This is a genomic window from Streptomyces sp. NPDC054047, assembly GCF_055585065.1.
This window is the reverse complement of the sequence record NZ_JBVJKV010000007.1, coordinates 85,020-101,615: the sequence shown is the minus strand read 5'-3', so window position 1 is coordinate 101,615 and position 16,596 is coordinate 85,020. Positions and strand designations below refer to the sequence as shown.

9 protein-coding genes and 1 pseudogene are annotated in these 16,596 nt (G+C 73.6%); 9 read left to right on the top strand and 1 reads right to left on the bottom strand.

The genetic code is table 11. From position 1 onward, the window contains the following. Position 1: 1 nt before the first annotated feature. The 9 genes from ACZ6ZP_RS24980 to ACZ6ZP_RS24940 are packed head-to-tail and all read left to right on the top strand — an operon-like array spanning position 2 to position 13,379. Positions 2-1,483, top strand: coding sequence for a hypothetical protein (locus tag ACZ6ZP_RS24980; RefSeq protein ID WP_469408447.1), 1,482 nt, complete (start codon positions 2-4; stop codon positions 1,481-1,483). Between the two features lie 2 nt (positions 1,484-1,485). Beyond that, positions 1,486-3,588, top strand: a complete 2,103-nt coding sequence (locus ACZ6ZP_RS24975) for a glycosyltransferase (RefSeq protein WP_469408445.1) — start codon at positions 1,486-1,488, stop codon at positions 3,586-3,588. Then, positions 3,581-4,693, top strand: a complete 1,113-nt coding sequence (locus tag ACZ6ZP_RS24970; protein WP_469408443.1) for a sugar phosphate nucleotidyltransferase — start codon at positions 3,581-3,583, stop codon at positions 4,691-4,693. Before ACZ6ZP_RS24975 ends, ACZ6ZP_RS24970 begins: the two co-directional genes overlap by 8 nt. After that, positions 4,690-7,803, top strand: coding sequence for an HAD-IIB family hydrolase (locus ACZ6ZP_RS24965; protein WP_469408442.1), 3,114 nt, complete (start codon positions 4,690-4,692; stop codon positions 7,801-7,803). Before ACZ6ZP_RS24970 ends, ACZ6ZP_RS24965 begins: the two co-directional genes overlap by 4 nt. After that, complete coding sequence (gene malQ, locus ACZ6ZP_RS24960) at positions 7,800-9,929, top strand: 4-alpha-glucanotransferase (RefSeq protein WP_469408440.1); 2,130 nt, start codon at positions 7,800-7,802, stop codon at positions 9,927-9,929. Before ACZ6ZP_RS24965 ends, malQ begins: the two co-directional genes overlap by 4 nt. Continuing rightward, positions 9,889-11,073 (top strand): sedoheptulose 7-phosphate cyclase, encoded by a 1,185-nt coding sequence (locus ACZ6ZP_RS24955; protein ID WP_361467430.1) that lies wholly within the window; start codon positions 9,889-9,891, stop codon positions 11,071-11,073. The genes malQ and ACZ6ZP_RS24955 overlap by 41 nt, the downstream gene beginning before the upstream one ends. Next, entirely contained in the window at positions 11,070-11,441 is a 372-nt protein-coding gene (locus tag ACZ6ZP_RS24950; RefSeq protein WP_351169434.1) for a cupin domain-containing protein, read from the top strand. The genes ACZ6ZP_RS24955 and ACZ6ZP_RS24950 overlap by 4 nt, the downstream gene beginning before the upstream one ends. Next, a complete protein-coding gene (locus ACZ6ZP_RS24945) occupies positions 11,422-12,462 on the top strand; it encodes an ROK family protein (RefSeq protein WP_351169437.1) in 1,041 nt (346 codons plus the stop codon). The genes ACZ6ZP_RS24950 and ACZ6ZP_RS24945 overlap by 20 nt, the downstream gene beginning before the upstream one ends. Next, entirely contained in the window at positions 12,459-13,379 is a 921-nt protein-coding gene (locus ACZ6ZP_RS24940; RefSeq protein WP_351169440.1) for a sugar nucleotide-binding protein, read from the top strand. The genes ACZ6ZP_RS24945 and ACZ6ZP_RS24940 overlap by 4 nt, the downstream gene beginning before the upstream one ends. A 57-nt stretch (positions 13,380-13,436) precedes the next feature. On the opposite strand, the pseudogene ACZ6ZP_RS24935 reads toward ACZ6ZP_RS24940, so the two are convergent. Further along, a pseudogene (locus ACZ6ZP_RS24935) lies at positions 13,437-16,586 on the bottom strand (alpha-amylase family glycosyl hydrolase); the annotation flags it as partial. Between the last annotated feature and the right edge of the window lie 10 nt (positions 16,587-16,596).

Below are 16,596 nucleotides of genomic sequence, written 5' to 3'. Positions count from 1 at the left end.
TATGATCCGCAACGACGAGCTCGAACCACTGCTGCGCACCGCCCCCTGGATGTCCGAGGACGGCCGCGGCGCCGAGCGTTACGAACGCGTCGACCACGCGGTGCTCGGCTCCGCCGCGATCCTTCTCGTGGTCGCCGCGGTCGGCGGCCCCGCGGACGGGCAGCGGTTCTTCGTTCCCGTACGCCGCCCGCGCAGCTCGCGCGGGCTCGAAGAGGCGCACGGCACCGAGGAGTTCAACGCGGCCGTGGTCACCCGCGCCTTCTCCGCCGGGCTGTTGCACACGGCGCGCGGCGGCACCGTGGACTTCCGCGGGGCGGGCGCGGCGGCCGGTGAGGTCCGTCGGCTGCCCTTCGAGCAGGGCTGGTCCTCCAACGCCCTGTCCCTGATGGACATCGGCGGCGTGCCGCACATCCACAAGACGTACCGCAGGCTCGACGGGGCCGTGCACGAACCGGAGTTGCTGCGGCGCCTCAGCGGCACCGGGCACACCCCTGAATGGGCCGGTGACTACAGCTACACGGACCCCGCCACCGGCATCCGGCACCCACTGGGGGTGATCTACCGCTATGCGCCGGGCGACGGCATCGACCTTCCGCTGCGCGAGAACCTGCGCTCCCTGTGGCCACGCCTCACCGGCGCCGGGCAGTCGCCCGCCGACGTCGTGCGGCCCCATCTGCTCCCGCTGGAGGGCCGGTTGCGGGCAGCCGGTGCCTTCCTGCACGCCTTCCACGACGACCTGGCCGCCCGCCTCGGCGGACGGTCCGCCGCGGAGTACCCCGCCGACCGCGCCCTGGACCGGGCCTCCGCCCGGTGTGCCGCGCTGGCCGGGGCCGAGGTGGCCCTGCCCACGGCCGCGCGCGACGCCGCCTTCGCCGCCCTGGACTCCGAAGTCCGCTCCCTGCGGGCGGCGTTCGCCCGGCAGGGCGTCGTACCCGGTGCCGGGCCGTGCCACGGTGATCTGCACCTGTCCCATCTGCTGTGCGATCCCGGCGGCGATGACACCTGGCAGATGACCGTGATCGACCTCTCCACGCCCGCGCTCGGGCCCGACGAGCCCGGCTGGGCGGCGCAGTCGCCGCTTCAGGACCTGGTCGCCGTGGAACGCGCCCTGGAGTACTTCGCGGCCGACGAGGCGGCGTTCGAGAGCGCCCGGCGCCTCGGGGTCGACTCGCTGGAGACGATGCGCGGGGCCCTGGACGGCGCCCCCGGGTGGGCGCCCGCGGACCGCGCCGTACTGCGCCAGGTGTTCCGTACGGCCGATGTGTGGCGCGAGCGCGTGCTGCGGCTGCTGCTCGGCCCGACCGCCGACAGCCCGCTGCGCCGCCTGCTGTATCTGCGCCGCCTGCTGCACGAGCTCGCCTACAACTACGCGCACGCCCGCCCGTATCACGCCGCGATCGACCTGCGGCATGCCCTCGCGCTCGGTGACGCGCGCGTCCCGGCCCCCCTTCCCACCGCCGCTTCGACCTCCGCGAGGACGTGACCGTGACCGAGCCGACCGATCCGCGCCTGCACATCATCGAGACCTACTTCGAGTGCTGCGGCTTCGACCACACCTTTCTGCAGGGCGGCACCTCGGTGTACCTGTGGAACCTCTCCCGGGAGTTCGCCGCGCGCGGCCACCGGGTCTCCATCGTCACCCCCGCCCACGGCAGGCTCGACGACCTGCGTGCGCGGTACGAGGTCGAGGACCTGCCCTACGAGGACGTCCACACGGTGCCGATCGTGCTCGACCCGCAGGTGTGGCGGGGATTCCCCGCCGAGGTCTCCCTGGAGCTGCGCACCACCGCGCACCGCATCCGGCTCGACGGCGTCGACCTGTACTTCCTCGCCGACGCGTACCTGAACCAGCTGCCCGACACCTTCTACCCGCCGTACTCCGCCAAGGGCAGCGACCTGGTCTTCTTCAAGCCCCTCGTCTTCCAGATGGACAGCGTGCGCTTCCTGCGCAGCTGGTTCGGCGACGAGAAGGCCCTGGTCCACACCCATGAGCCGTACTACCACTACCTGCTGCCCGCCGCGCTGCGCGACGACCCGACGAAGCTGGTCGTCAGCAACGTGCAGAGCAACATGCCGATCACCAAGAAGGTGTACGCGCCCAAGGTGCGCCGGCTGTTCGAGGTGCTCGGCGTGGACCGCGCGCTGCCCGCGCCCGACGCCGCCGACGGACTCCCGGAGGCACCGCGGCAGTACCAGCAGCTGACCCATCTGCACTACGACTACCCGCCGGACCATGTGGCGATCTACGAACTGACCGCCGAGCACGCCGACTTGATCGACTTCCTCTCCGAAGGACAGCTGGACTTCTACGCCTCCTTCCGCGACACCCCCTTCGAGCAGCTCTTCGCCCGGCTCCCGATCTCCGGGGTCGTACGGCGCAACGCGCACAAGATGTTCGTGGGCGGCTGCGCCATCTCCGACGAGTGGCTCGGCATGGACCCGGCGGACGTCGACCGCGAGAAGGTGCTCGGCGGCCTCGGCCTCGATCCAGCCCTGCCCACCTTCTTCCACAACGCCCGCTACGCCGTGCACCACAAGGGCCAGGTGGAGTTGGTGCGCGCCGTGGACCGCGTCCTCACCGAGGGACTCGCGGCCAACTTCGTGGTGCGCTGCATCTCCGGCAACGGCATCGACGACCCCTTCTTCCACGAGATCGCCCGGCGGCACGCGGGACGGCTGCACCTGGAGTGGGAGCGCGTGGACGAGCGGCGGGTCTTCGACTACGCCGCCGCATCCGACTTCTGCCTCTTCCCGTCCAAGTTCGAGATGGACACCTTCCTCATCGCGCAGGGCGAGGCGATGGCCGTCGGCGCGGTGCCCATCGCCACGGACCAGCGGGGCATGGCCCACTTCCGGCACGCGGACGGGCCCGCCACGACGACCGGCTTCGCGGTGAACCGGTCGTTCGCCGAGGACGACAGACTGCTGACCGCCGCGCTCGCCGACCGGATCCGCGAAGCGGTCACGCTGTGGGCCGAGGACCCGGACCGCTACCGCGAACTGGCACGCCGGGCCGCCGCCGTCGCCCGCGTCTTCACCTGGCAGCACTGCGCGGACCTGCACCTGGCCGCCTTCACCCGGCTGTGGCGGGGCGAACCGGCCCAGCTGCCCGCCGAACGCGCCCTGCTCCACGGCTGGTGGGACCTGCTGCCCGAGGAGCGGCTCACCCCGGACGCGGCGGTCGAGCACGGCGACCTCGCGGCCTACGAACGGTGTGCCCCGCTGGACGGCGCCGCGGCGCGCCGCCTCTTCCACGCCGCCTGGCAGCGCGCCGACTTCGCCGCCTGCGAGCGGGTGGTGGAACGCCTGCCCGACGCCGTGCCCGAGGAGGACGTGGCGCGCCTGCGCACCCGGTGCACCGCTCTCGACGACGGGCGCCTCACCTACCGGCTGCCGCACGCCGACCGCGTCGAACTGGTCGTGCCCGCGCCGCGCGGCGCCGGGGCCCGCGCCCTGCCCGACGTCCGGCCGCTGACTTCCGTGGGCGGCGGGGAGTTCACCGGCCCCGCGCCGGACCGCCCCGGCGCCTGGCTGCTCCTGACGCTGTCCTCCGGTCGCGTGACCTGGGACGAGGTGCGGCATGGCTGACACGAACGCGGTCCGCGCGGTCCTCCTCGCGGGCGGCGAGGGCAGACGCATGGGTCCCCTCGGCGCCGGACGGCTCAAGCCGCTCGTGCCGTACGGAGGAGCCTGCCGCCTGATCGACTTCAGCCTCGCCAACGCACGGGCCTCCGGTCTCGGCGAGGTGCTGCTGCTCTCCCAGTACGAGGAGCGGCAGCTCATGGACGACCTGCACCGGGTGTGGAACACGACGCCGGACTTCCGGGTGCACTTCGGCCCGTACGACGACGCCTACCGGCGGGCCGCGCACCGCCTGCCGCCCGAACTGCCTTCCCGTACCTGGCCGTTGGAGCGTGGCACGGCCGACGCGCTCATCCGCAAGAGCGACTACGTCTTCGGGGGCGGCGCCGAGCACGTCCTGGTGCTGCACGCCGACCACGTCTACCGCTTCGACCACGGGCCACTGATCGAGGAGCACCGGACCTCGGGCGCGGCGCTGACCCTGGCGTACCAGCGCATCGAACCGCGCTGGGTGCATCTGTTCGGCATGGTCGAGTTCGATGCCGCCGGGCATCTGACCGCGTTCGTCGAGAAGCCCGAGAAACCCACCAGCGACCTGGTGTTCGCGGCCTTCTGCGTCTTCGACGCGCGCGTGCTGCGACGCCATCTGGAACTCCTCGACGGCACGGACTGGCAGCACGACATCAGCCGCGACGTGATCCCGTCGATGCTCGCGGCCGGTGAGCACATCCGCGGCCATGAGGTCGTCGGCCACTGGGAGGACATCGGCACGGTCGAGCGCTACCACCGGGCGCATCTCGCCCTGGCCCGGACGCCCGCGCCCGGTCTGCCCGTCGGGCGGATGCCGTGGACCCTCGCTCCCGAGGTGCGGCGCGAGCGGGTGGCCGAGGGCCCCGGGGTGCGCGACTCGGTGGTGCCCGCGGACCTGCTCAACGACGGTCTGGTGGAGCAGAGCGTGCTCTTCCCCGGCGTACGCGTCGGAGCGGGCGCGCGGGTGCGGCGCAGTGTCGTCCTGCCCGGCGCCGCGATCCCCCCGGACGCCGACATCGACTCGGCGGTGGTCCTCGAGGACGGCACGGTCCAGCAGGTGACCGAGGGAGCAGCGGCATGACCCCCAGCACAGCCACCGACCGTCCGGTGCACGTCATCCAGGTCTCCTTCGAGTGCGGCGGCTTCGACGGCCGGCTGATGCGCGGCGGCCTCTCGCCGCTCGTCTGGAACCTCTCGCGGGCCTACGCGGCGCGCGGCCACCGCGTCTCGGTCGTCACCCCGGCGCACGGCCTGCTCGACGCGCTGCGGGACCGCTTCGAGATCGAGGAGACGCAGTACGTCCACCGGCACGCCGTGCCGCTGGTCCTCGATCCCAAGGTGTGGCCCGACCATCCGGCCGAGCTCACGCTCGACCTGACCACGCGCGCGCACCGGCTGCGCCTCGACGGCGTGGACGTCTACTTCCTCTCCAACTCGTACCTCGATCTGCTCCCGGACCGCCTCTACCCTCCGCCCAGCATGGAGGGCCGGGACCTGTCCCACTTCAAACCGCTGGTCTTCCAGGTGGACGCCCTGCACTTCATCGAGGAGTGCGGTGGCGCCGAGCCCGCCGTGGTGCACGGCTTCGAGCCGTACTACCACTACCTCCTGCCACCGGTGCTCGCCGCCGATCCGTCGCGCCACACCGCAGGCACGGTCGCCGCCAACGCGCCCGTCGCGCAGAAGATCTACCGACCGCAGGTCGAACGTCTCCTCGACCTGTTCGGGGTCCGCGACACGGTGGACCTCGACGCCCTCGACGCGCCACCGCCCGCCGAGGGCAGCGCGGCGGCGGTGATGTCCAAGGCCCTGGCGGGCACCCGGATGCACGTCGAGTACGGCCCCGACTACGTGGGCCTGTTCCCGCTGATCGCCGCACACGCCGATCTGGTCGGCTTCGTGTCGCCCGGTCAGCGCGCCTACTACAGCACCTTCCGCGACACTCCCTTCGAGGCTCTCTTCCACACACTGCCGATCGCCCGGCAGGTGCGTGAGCAGCCGGACAAGCTCTTCCTCGGCGGCTGCGGCATCTCGGACAGCTGGCTGGCACGGGACCCCGGCGCCATCGACCGGGAGCACGTGCTCGGCTCCCTCGGGCTCGATCCGGCACGGCCCGTCTTCTACCACGCGGCCCGCTACGCGGTGCACCACAAGGGGCAGTTGGAGCTGATGCGGGCGATCGAGGAGGTCCTCGCCACCGACCCCGACCTCAGCTTCGTCATCCGCTGCTCGACCGGCGGGGGCGGCCAGGACGCGCCGACCGCGGCCAACGCGTACTTCCAGCAGATCGCCGACCGCCACCCGGGCCAGGTCCACCTGGACTGGCGGCTCGCCGACGAGGACACCCTCTTCGCCCACGCCGCCGTCGCCGACTTCTGCGTCTACCCCTCCAAGTACGAGCTGGACGGCTTCCTCATCGCCCAGGCCGAGGCCATGGCCTGCGGGGCCGTGCCGATCGCCACGGCCCAGCAGGTCACCGGGCACTTCCTGCACACCCTGCCGCTCACGGACCCGGCGGCGACCGGCTTCCGGGTGCGCGGCTCGTTCCGCGACGACGACCGGGCGCTCGCCCGGGAGCTCGCCGTACGCATCCGGGAGGCCGCCGCGCTGTTCCGCGAGGACCCCGACGGCTATGCCCGTCTGTCGGCCAACTCCCGCCGCACGGCCCGGGAGTTCACCTGGGCACGCGCCGCCGAGCTGCACCTGGCGGCCTTCACCGGCCTGGTCCGGGGCGAGCGGCCCCGCCTGCCGGCCGAGGAGGTCATCCGCCACGGCTGGTTCGATCAGCTGCCCGACGCGTCCTGGCGCGAGCATCGCGACCTCATCGCCGACACCGCGGCCGCCCTGGGGGACGCCGTGGCCTACGGCCGGGTCGCGCCGCTGGACGGGACCGCGTACGAGCGGCTCTTCGAGGCCGCCCACGGGCGGGCCGACTTCGTCCGCTGCGCGGAGGTGGCCCGCGCCGCGGACCGCCCCGACCTGCTGGACCGGGTCCGTGAGCGCTGCCGGGTGACCCGCACGCCGGACGGCGCCCTGACGGTGACCTACCGCCATCCGGGACTCGAACGGGTGGAGGTCGCGGCCGGTGCGGGCGGAGCCCCGGCGCCCGCCGCGGCGCTGGAGTCCGCCGCCGAGGCCCTGGCCTCCGACGAGGCGGTTCCGTCGGGATACGGTGCCGCGCTGGTGGCGCTCGAACCGGCCGGTGACGACGTCTTTCGCGGGAGGCTCGACGGGCCGCCGGTCGGCCCCGAGCTCGTCCTGATGCTGACGCTCGCATCGGGGCGGGTCACCTGGGACACCGTCCCGGTGACCGAACCCCCCTTCCGGGTGGTCGCCACGGATCTGGACGGCACATTGCTGCGCGGCGATCTGTCGGTGTCGGAGCGCACACGACGGGCGCTCGCCCTCGTCCAGGAGGCCGGTGCGCACCACCTGGTCGTCACCGGACGCCCCGCCACGGCCTGCAAGGAGTTCCTGGCCGCTCTCGGCTATCGGGGGCTCGCCGTCTGCGGGCAGGGCGCCCAGCTCTACGACGCGGCCGCCGACCGGCTGATCGACTCGGCGGCGCTCGACCGCGACCTCGCCCGCGAGGTGGTCGAGCGGGTGGAGGCGGCGCTCGGCCGTCTCGAACTCGGCGTCGTCACCGCCCCGCCCGAGAGCCGCTTCAAGGTCACTCCCGGTTTCGGCGAGCGCGTGCGGCACGGCTGGGACGTCACGACCGACCGGGCGCTGCTGTGGGCCTCGCCCATCGACAAGCTGGTCCTGCACCACCCCGCCGTGCCCGAGGACGAACTGACCGCCACCGTGCGGGCCTTGTTCGGCGACGCGGTCTCCGTGGTGCATTCGGTGAAGGGCATGGTGGAGGTGCTGCCGCCCGGCGTCACCAAGGGCGCGGGCGTGGCACGGGCCGCGCGGCTCCTGGGGTTCACGGGCGCCGACACCATCGCCTTCGGGGACATGCCCAACGACGTTCCGCTGCTGGCCTGGGCCGGACACGGGGTGGCCGTCGCCAACGCACACGCCGAGCTGCGCGCCATGGCCGACGAGATCGCACCCGGCAACGACGAGGACGGGGTCGCGGTCGTCCTGGAGCGGCTCTTCGAGTCTGCTTCGCCTGCTCCCCTCGGTGGCGGACACGCCGGGGACACCCCGCAAGCAGCAGGCACCGAGAGCGCCGAGGCCCGCCCGTGACCGACGCCCTCACCGCGCTCGCCCGCGCGCACGGCGTGGCCACCGGCTACACCACCGACCGGGGGCAGCGGGCCGTCGTGTCCCCCGAGACCCTGGTCGCCGTGCTCGCCGCCTGTGGAGTGGACGCCTCCACCCCGCGGGCGGCGCGCGGCGCCCTGGACGCCCACCGTGGCGTGGAGGCGGCACGGCTGCTGCCTCCCTGCGTCGTGACCCGCGCCCACGGCGGTGGGGTGCTCCTGCCGGGGCCTTTGCCCGGGGACGCCGAGGTGGAGCTGGCGGACGGTCGCCTGGTGTCCCCGGACGCTCCTCTGCCGCCCGGCCACCACACCCTGCACGTGCGCGTGGGGCAGCGCGGCGCCCGCGCGCCGCTCCTGGCGGTCCCCGACCGCCTCGCCCTGCCCGAGCACCGCACCTGGGGCTTCCTCGTCCAGCTCTACTCCGTGCTCTCGCGCCGCTCCTGGGGCATGGGCGACCTGGCGGACCTCGCCGAACTGGCCGCGTGGTCGGGGCGCTCGCTGGGCGCCGGCTTCGTCCAGCTCGGACCGCTGCACGCCGCCACTCCGGGGCCGCTGCCCGACCCGTCGCCGTACCGCCCCAGTTCGCGCCGGTTCCCGGACCCGATGCACGTCCGGGTGGAGGCGGTGCCGGAGTACGGGCTACTCGGGCCGCTGGCGCGCTCCAGCGTCGACGGTCTCGCCGCCCGCGCCCGCGCGCTCAACGAAGCGGTGCTGGAGGGCAGTTCGCTCATCGACCGCGAGACGGTGCGTGACCTCAAGCACCGGGCCCTGCGGTCGGTGCACGAGGTGCCGCTCTCCCCCGGCCGCGCCGCGGAGTTCGCCGCCTTCGTCGCCCGCGAGGGCGAGGGGCTCACCGACTTCGCCACCTGGTGCGCCCTGGCCCAGGTGCACGGCGCCGACTGGCGGACCTGGCCGGGCGAGCTGCGCGATCCGCGCTCCCCGGCCGTGGCACGGGCCCGCGAGGAGCTCGTGGGGGCCGTCGGTTTCCACCGCTGGCTGGCGTGGATCACCGATCAGCAGCTCGCCGCCGCGCAGGCGGCGGCGCTGGACGCGGGCATGGCCGTGGGGCTGGTGCACGACCTCGCGGTCGGTGTCGCGCCCGAGGGCGCCGACGCCTGGGCCCTGCGGCACTGTCTGGCCGCCGGGATGAGCGTGGGCGCGCCGCCCGACGACTTCAATCCGCACGGCCAGGACTGGGGGCAGCCGCCCTGGCGCCCCGACGCGCTGGCCGCCGAGGGCTACCGGCCCTTCGCCGAACTGCTGCGCGCGGGCCTGCGGCACGCGGGAGCGCTCCGCGTGGACCATGTCATGGGCCTGTTCCGGCTCTGGTGGATTCCCGAGGGGCGCCCGCCCTCGGAGGGCACGTACGTCCGCTACGACGCGCAGGCCATGCTGGGGGTGCTCGCCCTGGAGGCCCACCGGGCGGGGGCGAGCGTGATCGGCGAGGATCTGGGCACCGTCGAGGACGGCGTGCGCGAGGAGCTCACCGCGCGGGGCATCCTGGGCACTTCGGTGCAGCGCTTCGAGTACCTCGGCGGCAGCGCCGGCCGGCACGGCCCGTTGCCGCCCGCCGAATGGCGCGAGAACTGCCTGGCCACGCTCACCACCCATGACCTGCCGAGCACCGCGGCCTGGCTCACCGGCGAGCACGTGGAACTCCGCGAGCGGCTCGGCCTGCTGACCCGCCCCGCGGCCGAGGAGAAGGCGGAGGCCGCCGCGGAACGCGACGGCTGGCTGGCCGAACTGGAGCGGCTCGGGCTGCTGCCGGCGCCGGAGGGCGAGGTGGCCGCCCTGCACCGGTTCCTGCTGCTCACCCCGGCCCGGATGCTCGGTGTCTGGCTCCCGGACGCGACCGGTGACCGCCGCCCGCAGAACCTTCCCGGCACCGCGACCGTGCACCCCAACTGGCGGCTCCCGGTGGCGGATCAGCACGGCCGGCCGGTGGCCCTGGAGGAGCTGCCCGACGTACCCCTCGTACGGAAGATCGCCCGCGTATTCGCGGATCTGGCGCCACGCCCGGATCCGGAACCACACCGCACCGAGACTCGAACGAAGACCGAGGAGAGACATGGCAAGCCTGGCCCTGGCCGAGGCCGAGGGCGTCCGTGAGGACGCCGGGGGCTTCGACCTGCACGCACCGGACGGCACCGGTTACCGGGTCGACGTCACCGACGGGGTCTTCTCCCCGGACAATCCGCTCCTCGCCCGCTACGTCGAAGGGCGCCGCGTGGTGGCCTTCGTCGGCCCCACGGTGGACCGCCTCTACGGACGGCAGCTGCGCGCCTATCTCGGCGCGCACCTGGACCCGGGACACTGGAGCGTGCATCCCATCCCGTCCGGCGAGCACAACAAGTCGCTCGCTTCGGCCGAGAAGGTGTGCGCGACCGCCAAGGCGGCCGGTCTCGACCGGCACGGGGTGATGCTCGCGGTGGGCGGCGGCATCGTCGCGGACATCGTCGGCTTCGCCGCGTCCATGTACGCCCGCGGCATCCGCTACATCAAGGTCAACACCACGCTGGTGGGCCAGGTCGACGTCGGGGTCGGCGTCAAGACCGGGGTCAACGGCCTGCACACGAAGAACATGTTCGGCGCCTATCACCCGGCCCACGCCTCCTTGAACGACCCGGCGCTCCTGGGCACCCTGCCCGCCCGTGAGATCCGCTGCGGTCTCGCCGAGATCGTGAAGATGGCGGTGATCCTCGACGGCGACCTGTTCCGCGCCCTGGAGCGGCACCCCGACGTCTTCCTGCGGTCCGGGCACCGACCCGACGCCGAGCTGGAGACCTACGTGGTCCGCACCTCCATGCGGCTGATGATGGAGGAGCTCTGCCCCAACCTGCGCGAGCACGAGCTGGCCCGCCTGGTGGACTTCGGCCACACCTTCAGCCCCGTGATCGAGACCGCGGGCGGCCATCGTCTCGAACACGGCGAGGCGGTCGCCGTCGACATGGCGCTCTCCGCCCATCTGGCGCGGCTGCTGGGGCTCACCGACGCCGAGACCTGCGAACGGGTCGTCGCGCTCCTGGAGCGGATCGGACTTCCCGTGTTCGACGCCGCGACCTGCACCCCCGATCAGATGACCCAGGCCCTGCGGGCCACCTGGCAGCGCCGGGGCCGCAGGCTCCACCTGGTGGTGCCCACGGCGATCGGCAAGGCGGCCTTCGTCGACGACCTGGAGGACATCCCGCTGGAGACACTGCGGGCCGCCCTCGACGCCCTGGCCGCGCGGGCCGCGAAGGGAGCGGGACGGTGACCGGGCCCCTGCCGAACCTGAACGCGCTCCTGTCCGGCAAGCAGCACGACCACGGCGGCCTCGGGACGATCCTGGCCCACCGTGTGTTCGCCCGCGAACCCGGCGGCCCCGGCGCGGAGTTCATCGACCTCGCCGTGCTGCCGCCCGGCACCTCCATCGGCCGCCACCGGCACGGCGCCGACCGCGAGACCTACATCGTCCTCAGCGGCAGCGGCCTGATGTACCGGGACGGCGAGGAGTTCCGGGTCGGTCCCGGCGACGTCGTCGTCAACCGCCCGCACGGCGAGCACGGGCTGCTCAACGACCGCGACACCGCTCTGCACCTGCTGGTCTTCGAGGAGGAACTCCGTGCCCATCACCATGACTGACGACGCGTTCACGGTGGTCGACGTGGGCGGCACCACGCTCCGGGTGGGGCGTTACGCCCCCGCGAGCGGGGAGGTCTCCCGCGTGCGCAGAGTGCCCGTCGACGGCATGGCACGCTATCCGGGGGCCCCGGTTCCGGTGCTCCAGGAGCGGGTGGTCGACCAGATCGTGCGCGAAGTCGCCCGCCACACGGCCGACCTGGCTGCGGCCCCGGTCGGGGTCGCCTTCGCCGGGCCGGTCACGGCCGACGGGCTGGTCCTGGCGGCGCCGACGGTGTGGGGGCGGCGCGGCGAACCGCTGCCGCTGGCCGAGCTGCTCACCCTGCGGCTCGGTACGCCGGTCTCCGTCGTCAACGACCTGACGGCGGCGGCCTGGCGCTACGCGGCCACGGAGCCGGAGCCGTTCTGTCTGCTGACCGTCAGCTCGGGCATCGGGAACAAGGTCTTCCGCGGCGGGGACGTGCTCCTGGACGCCGGGGGCCACGGCGGTGAACTCGGCCACTGGGTCTGCGACCCCTCCCCCGGCGCGCCGCTCTGCGACTGCGGCGGACGCGGCCATCTGGGCGCCATCGCCTCCGGCCGCGGGGTCCTGGCCGCGGCGCGGCGCACGGCGGCCGCCGACCCCGCCGGCTTCGCCGCGTCACGGCTCGCGGCGCTGTGCGAAGGCCGCGCCGACCGCATCGAGAACCCGGCCCTGGCCAGGGCGCTGGCCGAGGGCGACGCGTTCTCCACCGGCATCCTGCGGGCCGCCCTGGTGCACCTCGCCCAGGCGATCTGTGCCGTCTTCACCGCGGTGGGGGTGTGCCGGTACATCGTGGTCGGCGGTTTCGCGCTGGCCGTCGGGGAACGCTATCGCCGGCTCCTGGTGGAGGAGTTGGTCCGGCAGGGCTGTTTCGGTCTGACCGCGGACCGCATCGACGCGATGGTCGCGCTCGGCGTGGCCGACGACGACCACGGTCTGATCGGCGCGGGCCGTCTGCTGGCCGCCCAGGGCGCCGTGCCGACCGAGCGGGCCGCCCGGTGATCCGGGCGGCCACGCTCGTCGTCGGCAGCGGTTTCGTCGGGACGGGCATCGCCCGCCGCCTGGCCTCGGCGGGGCACGCGGTGACGCTCGTCTCGCGCGGCCGTCCGGCCCAGCCGCCCGAGCGGTACGGGGCGCGCTGGGCCGCCCTCGATGCCACCGACCCGGAGGCCTGCGGGCGGCTCGTGTCCCGGCTGCGGCCGCGGCGGGTCGTCCTGGTGCACGGCCCCTCGGACGTCACCTGGTGCGAGGAGCACGCCGCGGCAGCGGACGCCGCGCACGCCGCCGTCGCGGCCAACTTCTCCTCGCTGGGCGGGCGTTCACGCGTCGTCCTGATCTCCACGGACAACGTCTTCGACGGCCGTTCGCCCGGTCACGACGAGCACACGCCGGTCTCCCCGGCGAACGCCTACGGCCGCGCGAAGCGCCACGCGGAGGAAATCCTCCTGGCCAGGGCGGCGGACGCCGTCGCCCTGCGCGTCAGCCTCGTCTACGGACATGAGCCGGCGGACGCGGGCAAGTGGCTCAACTACTTCGCCGCCTGCGCCCACCGGCTGCGCTCCGGCGCGCGGGTCGAGGCCCCCGACGACCAGTGGACGACACCGGTCCATGTCGACGACGTGGCCGAGGTGACGGCCGCGCTGCTCACCTCCCCGGAGCCGCTCCCGCCGGTGCTGCACCTGGGCGGCCCCGACCGGGTCACCCGCGCCGCGTGGGCCACGGTGATCGCCGGTGCCCTGGACGTCCCGCCCGGCCTGGTGGTCCCCGTGCCCAAGGCCCGCAGCCGCTATGCCTCGCGGCCGAAAAACGCCTGCCTGTCCAGCGGTCTCCTGCCGGTGCTCCCCGCCACGCGGGGCATCGCGGTCCGGGGGGTGGGGGAAGGCGCCCGCGACCTGGCCGCCGCGTTCGCCTCCCCCTGAGCCCCCGTCAGCCGAGTGCCTCCCGGCCAGGTGGCTCTCGGCCGGTGACGCTCAGTCCACGCCCGCGGCGCCCAGCAGGGCTCCGCCGTCGGCGCGCTCGGTGGCCAGGAGCTGCCGGGCGCGCCGGGCGTCGGGAATCCGGTCGCGGTCGCGGGGGTCGACGGTGAGGACGACCTCGCCGTCCGCCACCCGGTACCGCTGCGCGGAGCCGGGCCCGGCGGGCCGCAGACGCAGCCAGTGGCCCTCGTCGGAGAGTGCCCCGTCCCGCAGCGTGATGCCGCCCTCGGGGGCGTAGACCAGCTGCCTGCCGGCGATGCCCGCGCCGCCCTTGGGCCAGGCGACGGTGTGCTCGTCGAGCCACCGGACCCGCGACGCCGACAGGTCGAGTCCCAGCGAGCCGCCGAGCGCGGGCGTCAGACGGTCCGGCTCGCCCGCCACCCGCCAGATCTCGCTGCCGAAGAGCTTGAGGTCGAGGGACTCGTCGCCGGGGACGTCCTTCTCGTCCCGCTTGTGGAAGACGTAACTCAAGTTCTTCGCACCGGGCTTCAGCGGCACCTCGAAGACGAGCCCGAAGGCGTCGGTGCGGACCGGTGCGACGGGTACGTCCCAGTCGGAGGGGTCGGCCGCCCCGTCCCACACGTGCAGGCCCCAGCCGTCGTAGTTCCCGTCCGGGCGGTGGTAGTGCAGGACCGCCGTGGAGTCGTCCGCCGGCGGATAGGCCCCATCGGGCCGCTGTTCGCTCTGGCCTTCCTGCCCCTGCGTGACCCAGACCTCGCCGGTGCGGGTCAGGTCGACGGAGCGCTCGGGTCCGTCGGGGGTGCCGTCCTTCTCGACGGTGTACGACAGGGAGTCGGCGTCCTGGTCGAGCTTCACCCAGGCGAAGGCCCCGAAGGCGTCACGGCCGGTGAAGGCCGGGCCCTGTCCGCCCGCGCCGGTCCTCAGCCGCCAGCCGTCGTAGTCGCCGTCGGGCCGTTGGTAGTGCACGACGGCGAAGGCGCGTTCGACGGCGGGCGGGACGGGCGGCGGTGTGCGGCCCGCGCCGCTGGTGGCCAGGGCGTGCGCGGTGCGGCCCCGGCTGTCCACGACCACCGCCTTGTAGCGCAGCGCGGTACCCGCGGGCACGGTGGGCGCGAGCTGCTGGGTGACCTTGTAGGGGGCGTGGTCGGCGGTGCCGAGCACCTGCCAGGGGGCGTCCCCCACCTGCGCGGCGAAGACCACGCGGTTCAGGCCGCCGCCGCTGGGCGTGGCGGAGACCTCGACCGTGCCGGTGGCGCCCTCTCCCGGGGCGCTCAGCGCGACCACGGGCGGCGAACCGGGCTTGCGCAGGGGTGCGCCGGCCTTCAGGACCAGGGACGAGAGCGCGGGAACGGTCACCGTGATCGTCTTGTCCACCGTACTGCGGACAGCGGTGGCCGTTCCGTACAGCGGCTCGAAGTGCATGCGGGCGGAGTCCGTCTTGATCCGTACGGTCCGGGCCCGGTCGGCGTTGTTGTGCGCGACGACGTATTCGATGCGCTTTCGCGCGTCGGTGCGCGAGTAGGCGTACACCCCGGGCCCGTCGGCCGGGCCGGCGTGGCGTTCGGTGAAGACACCGTCGCGCAGGGCGGGGTGGCGCTGGGTGAGCTTGGAGAGGCGGGCGATGGCGCGGTACAGCGGATGGCGCGTGTCGTACGCGTCGTCGGCATGGGTGCGGTCGGTGCCGAGCTGGTCGTCGTCCCGGTAGGCCGCGGCGTCGGAGGCGAACAGGGGCTGGCGTGCGGCGTTGTCGCCGCCCTTGCCGGTGAAGCCCTGCTCGTCGCCCGCGTACACGACGGGGTTGCCACGGGCGAACATCATCAGCTCCTGGGCGAAGCGGTGCCGGCGCAGCAGTTCCGCCTCGCTCGCCCCGGGGTTGTCGCGGGCCAGGAACCCGCCGATGCGGCCCATGTCGTGGCTGCCCAGGAAGGTCACCTGCTCATAGGCGTTGGCCGTGCCGGTCGTGTAGCGGTAGTCCTGTGCGAAGAGACGCGACAGGTCGCGCGGGGCGCCCTCGCGCGAGGCGGAGTTGCGGGCGATGGCCTGGAAGGGGAAGTCCAGGGTGGCGTCGAGTCCGCCCCGCGTCATGTACGGCGCGGTGATGGCGGGGTCAGCGGAGAAGGCCTCGGCGAAGATGAAGAAGTCCTTTTTGCCGTGTGCGGCCGCGTAGGCGTCGAGCGCCCGGGCCCACTGGGTCCAGAACTCCATGTTGACGTTCTTCGCGGTGTCCACGCGGAATCCGTCGACGCCGAAGTCCTTCACCCAGCGTTCGTAGATGCGCTTCATGCCCTCGACGACTTCGGGGCGCTCGGTCCACAGGTCGTCGTTGCCCATGAAGTCGCCGTTCAGGCCGCTCTCCCCGGCGAAGGTGGAGTCGCCGCGGTTGTGGTACATCGTGGGGTCGTTGAGCCAGGCTGGCGTCTTGGCGTCCCGGTCGGCGTCCGCGACGTACGGCGTGTAGGGGAAGCTGTCGACGTCCACCGGACGCATGCCCGCGTCGTCGTCGAAGGGGCGGCCCTCGGTGTCCAGATAGGGGTGCGCGCCCTCGGACCGGTAGCCGGTCTCCTTCTCGGCGAAGCCGATGGTGTCCGCGGTGTGGTTGGTCACCACGTCGAAGAAGACCTTCATGCCCTTGGCGTGGGCCTTGTCGATGAGGGTGGCCAGCTCCTCCTCGGTGCCGAAGTGGGGGTCGACGCGGGTGAAGTCGGTGATCGCGTAGCCGTGGTAGTTGCCGACGGTGTTCCCGCCCCGTTCCTGGGCCGGCATGTTCTGGAAGACCGGGGTCATCCAGATCGCCGTGGTGCCCAGGCCCTTGATGTAGTCCAGCTTCCCGGTGAGGCCCTTGAGGTCACCGCCTTGGAAGAAGGCCGGGTCGGAGGGGTCGAAACCGGTGCGGTCACGTCCTCCGGTCAGGCCTCCCCGGTCGTTGCCGGGGTCACCGTTGGCGAACCGGTCGGGCATGACCAGGTAGAACTGCTCGCGGGTCAGGTCGTGCCGGGACGGCTGGGCGGCCAGTGCGGCGTCGGAGGGCGGGGCCGGGAGGCCGGGGGGCGCGGCCGTGTGCGTCGCGGTCTGGTACGACGCGGTGGCCGCGGGATGGTGCGTCGCGGACGTCGCCGGGGTAGCGGGCAGGAGCCCCGCCAGCGGTGCCAGGGCCAGCGCGGCGACGGATCTTAATCGTGCGCGTGTCACGGTATGTCCT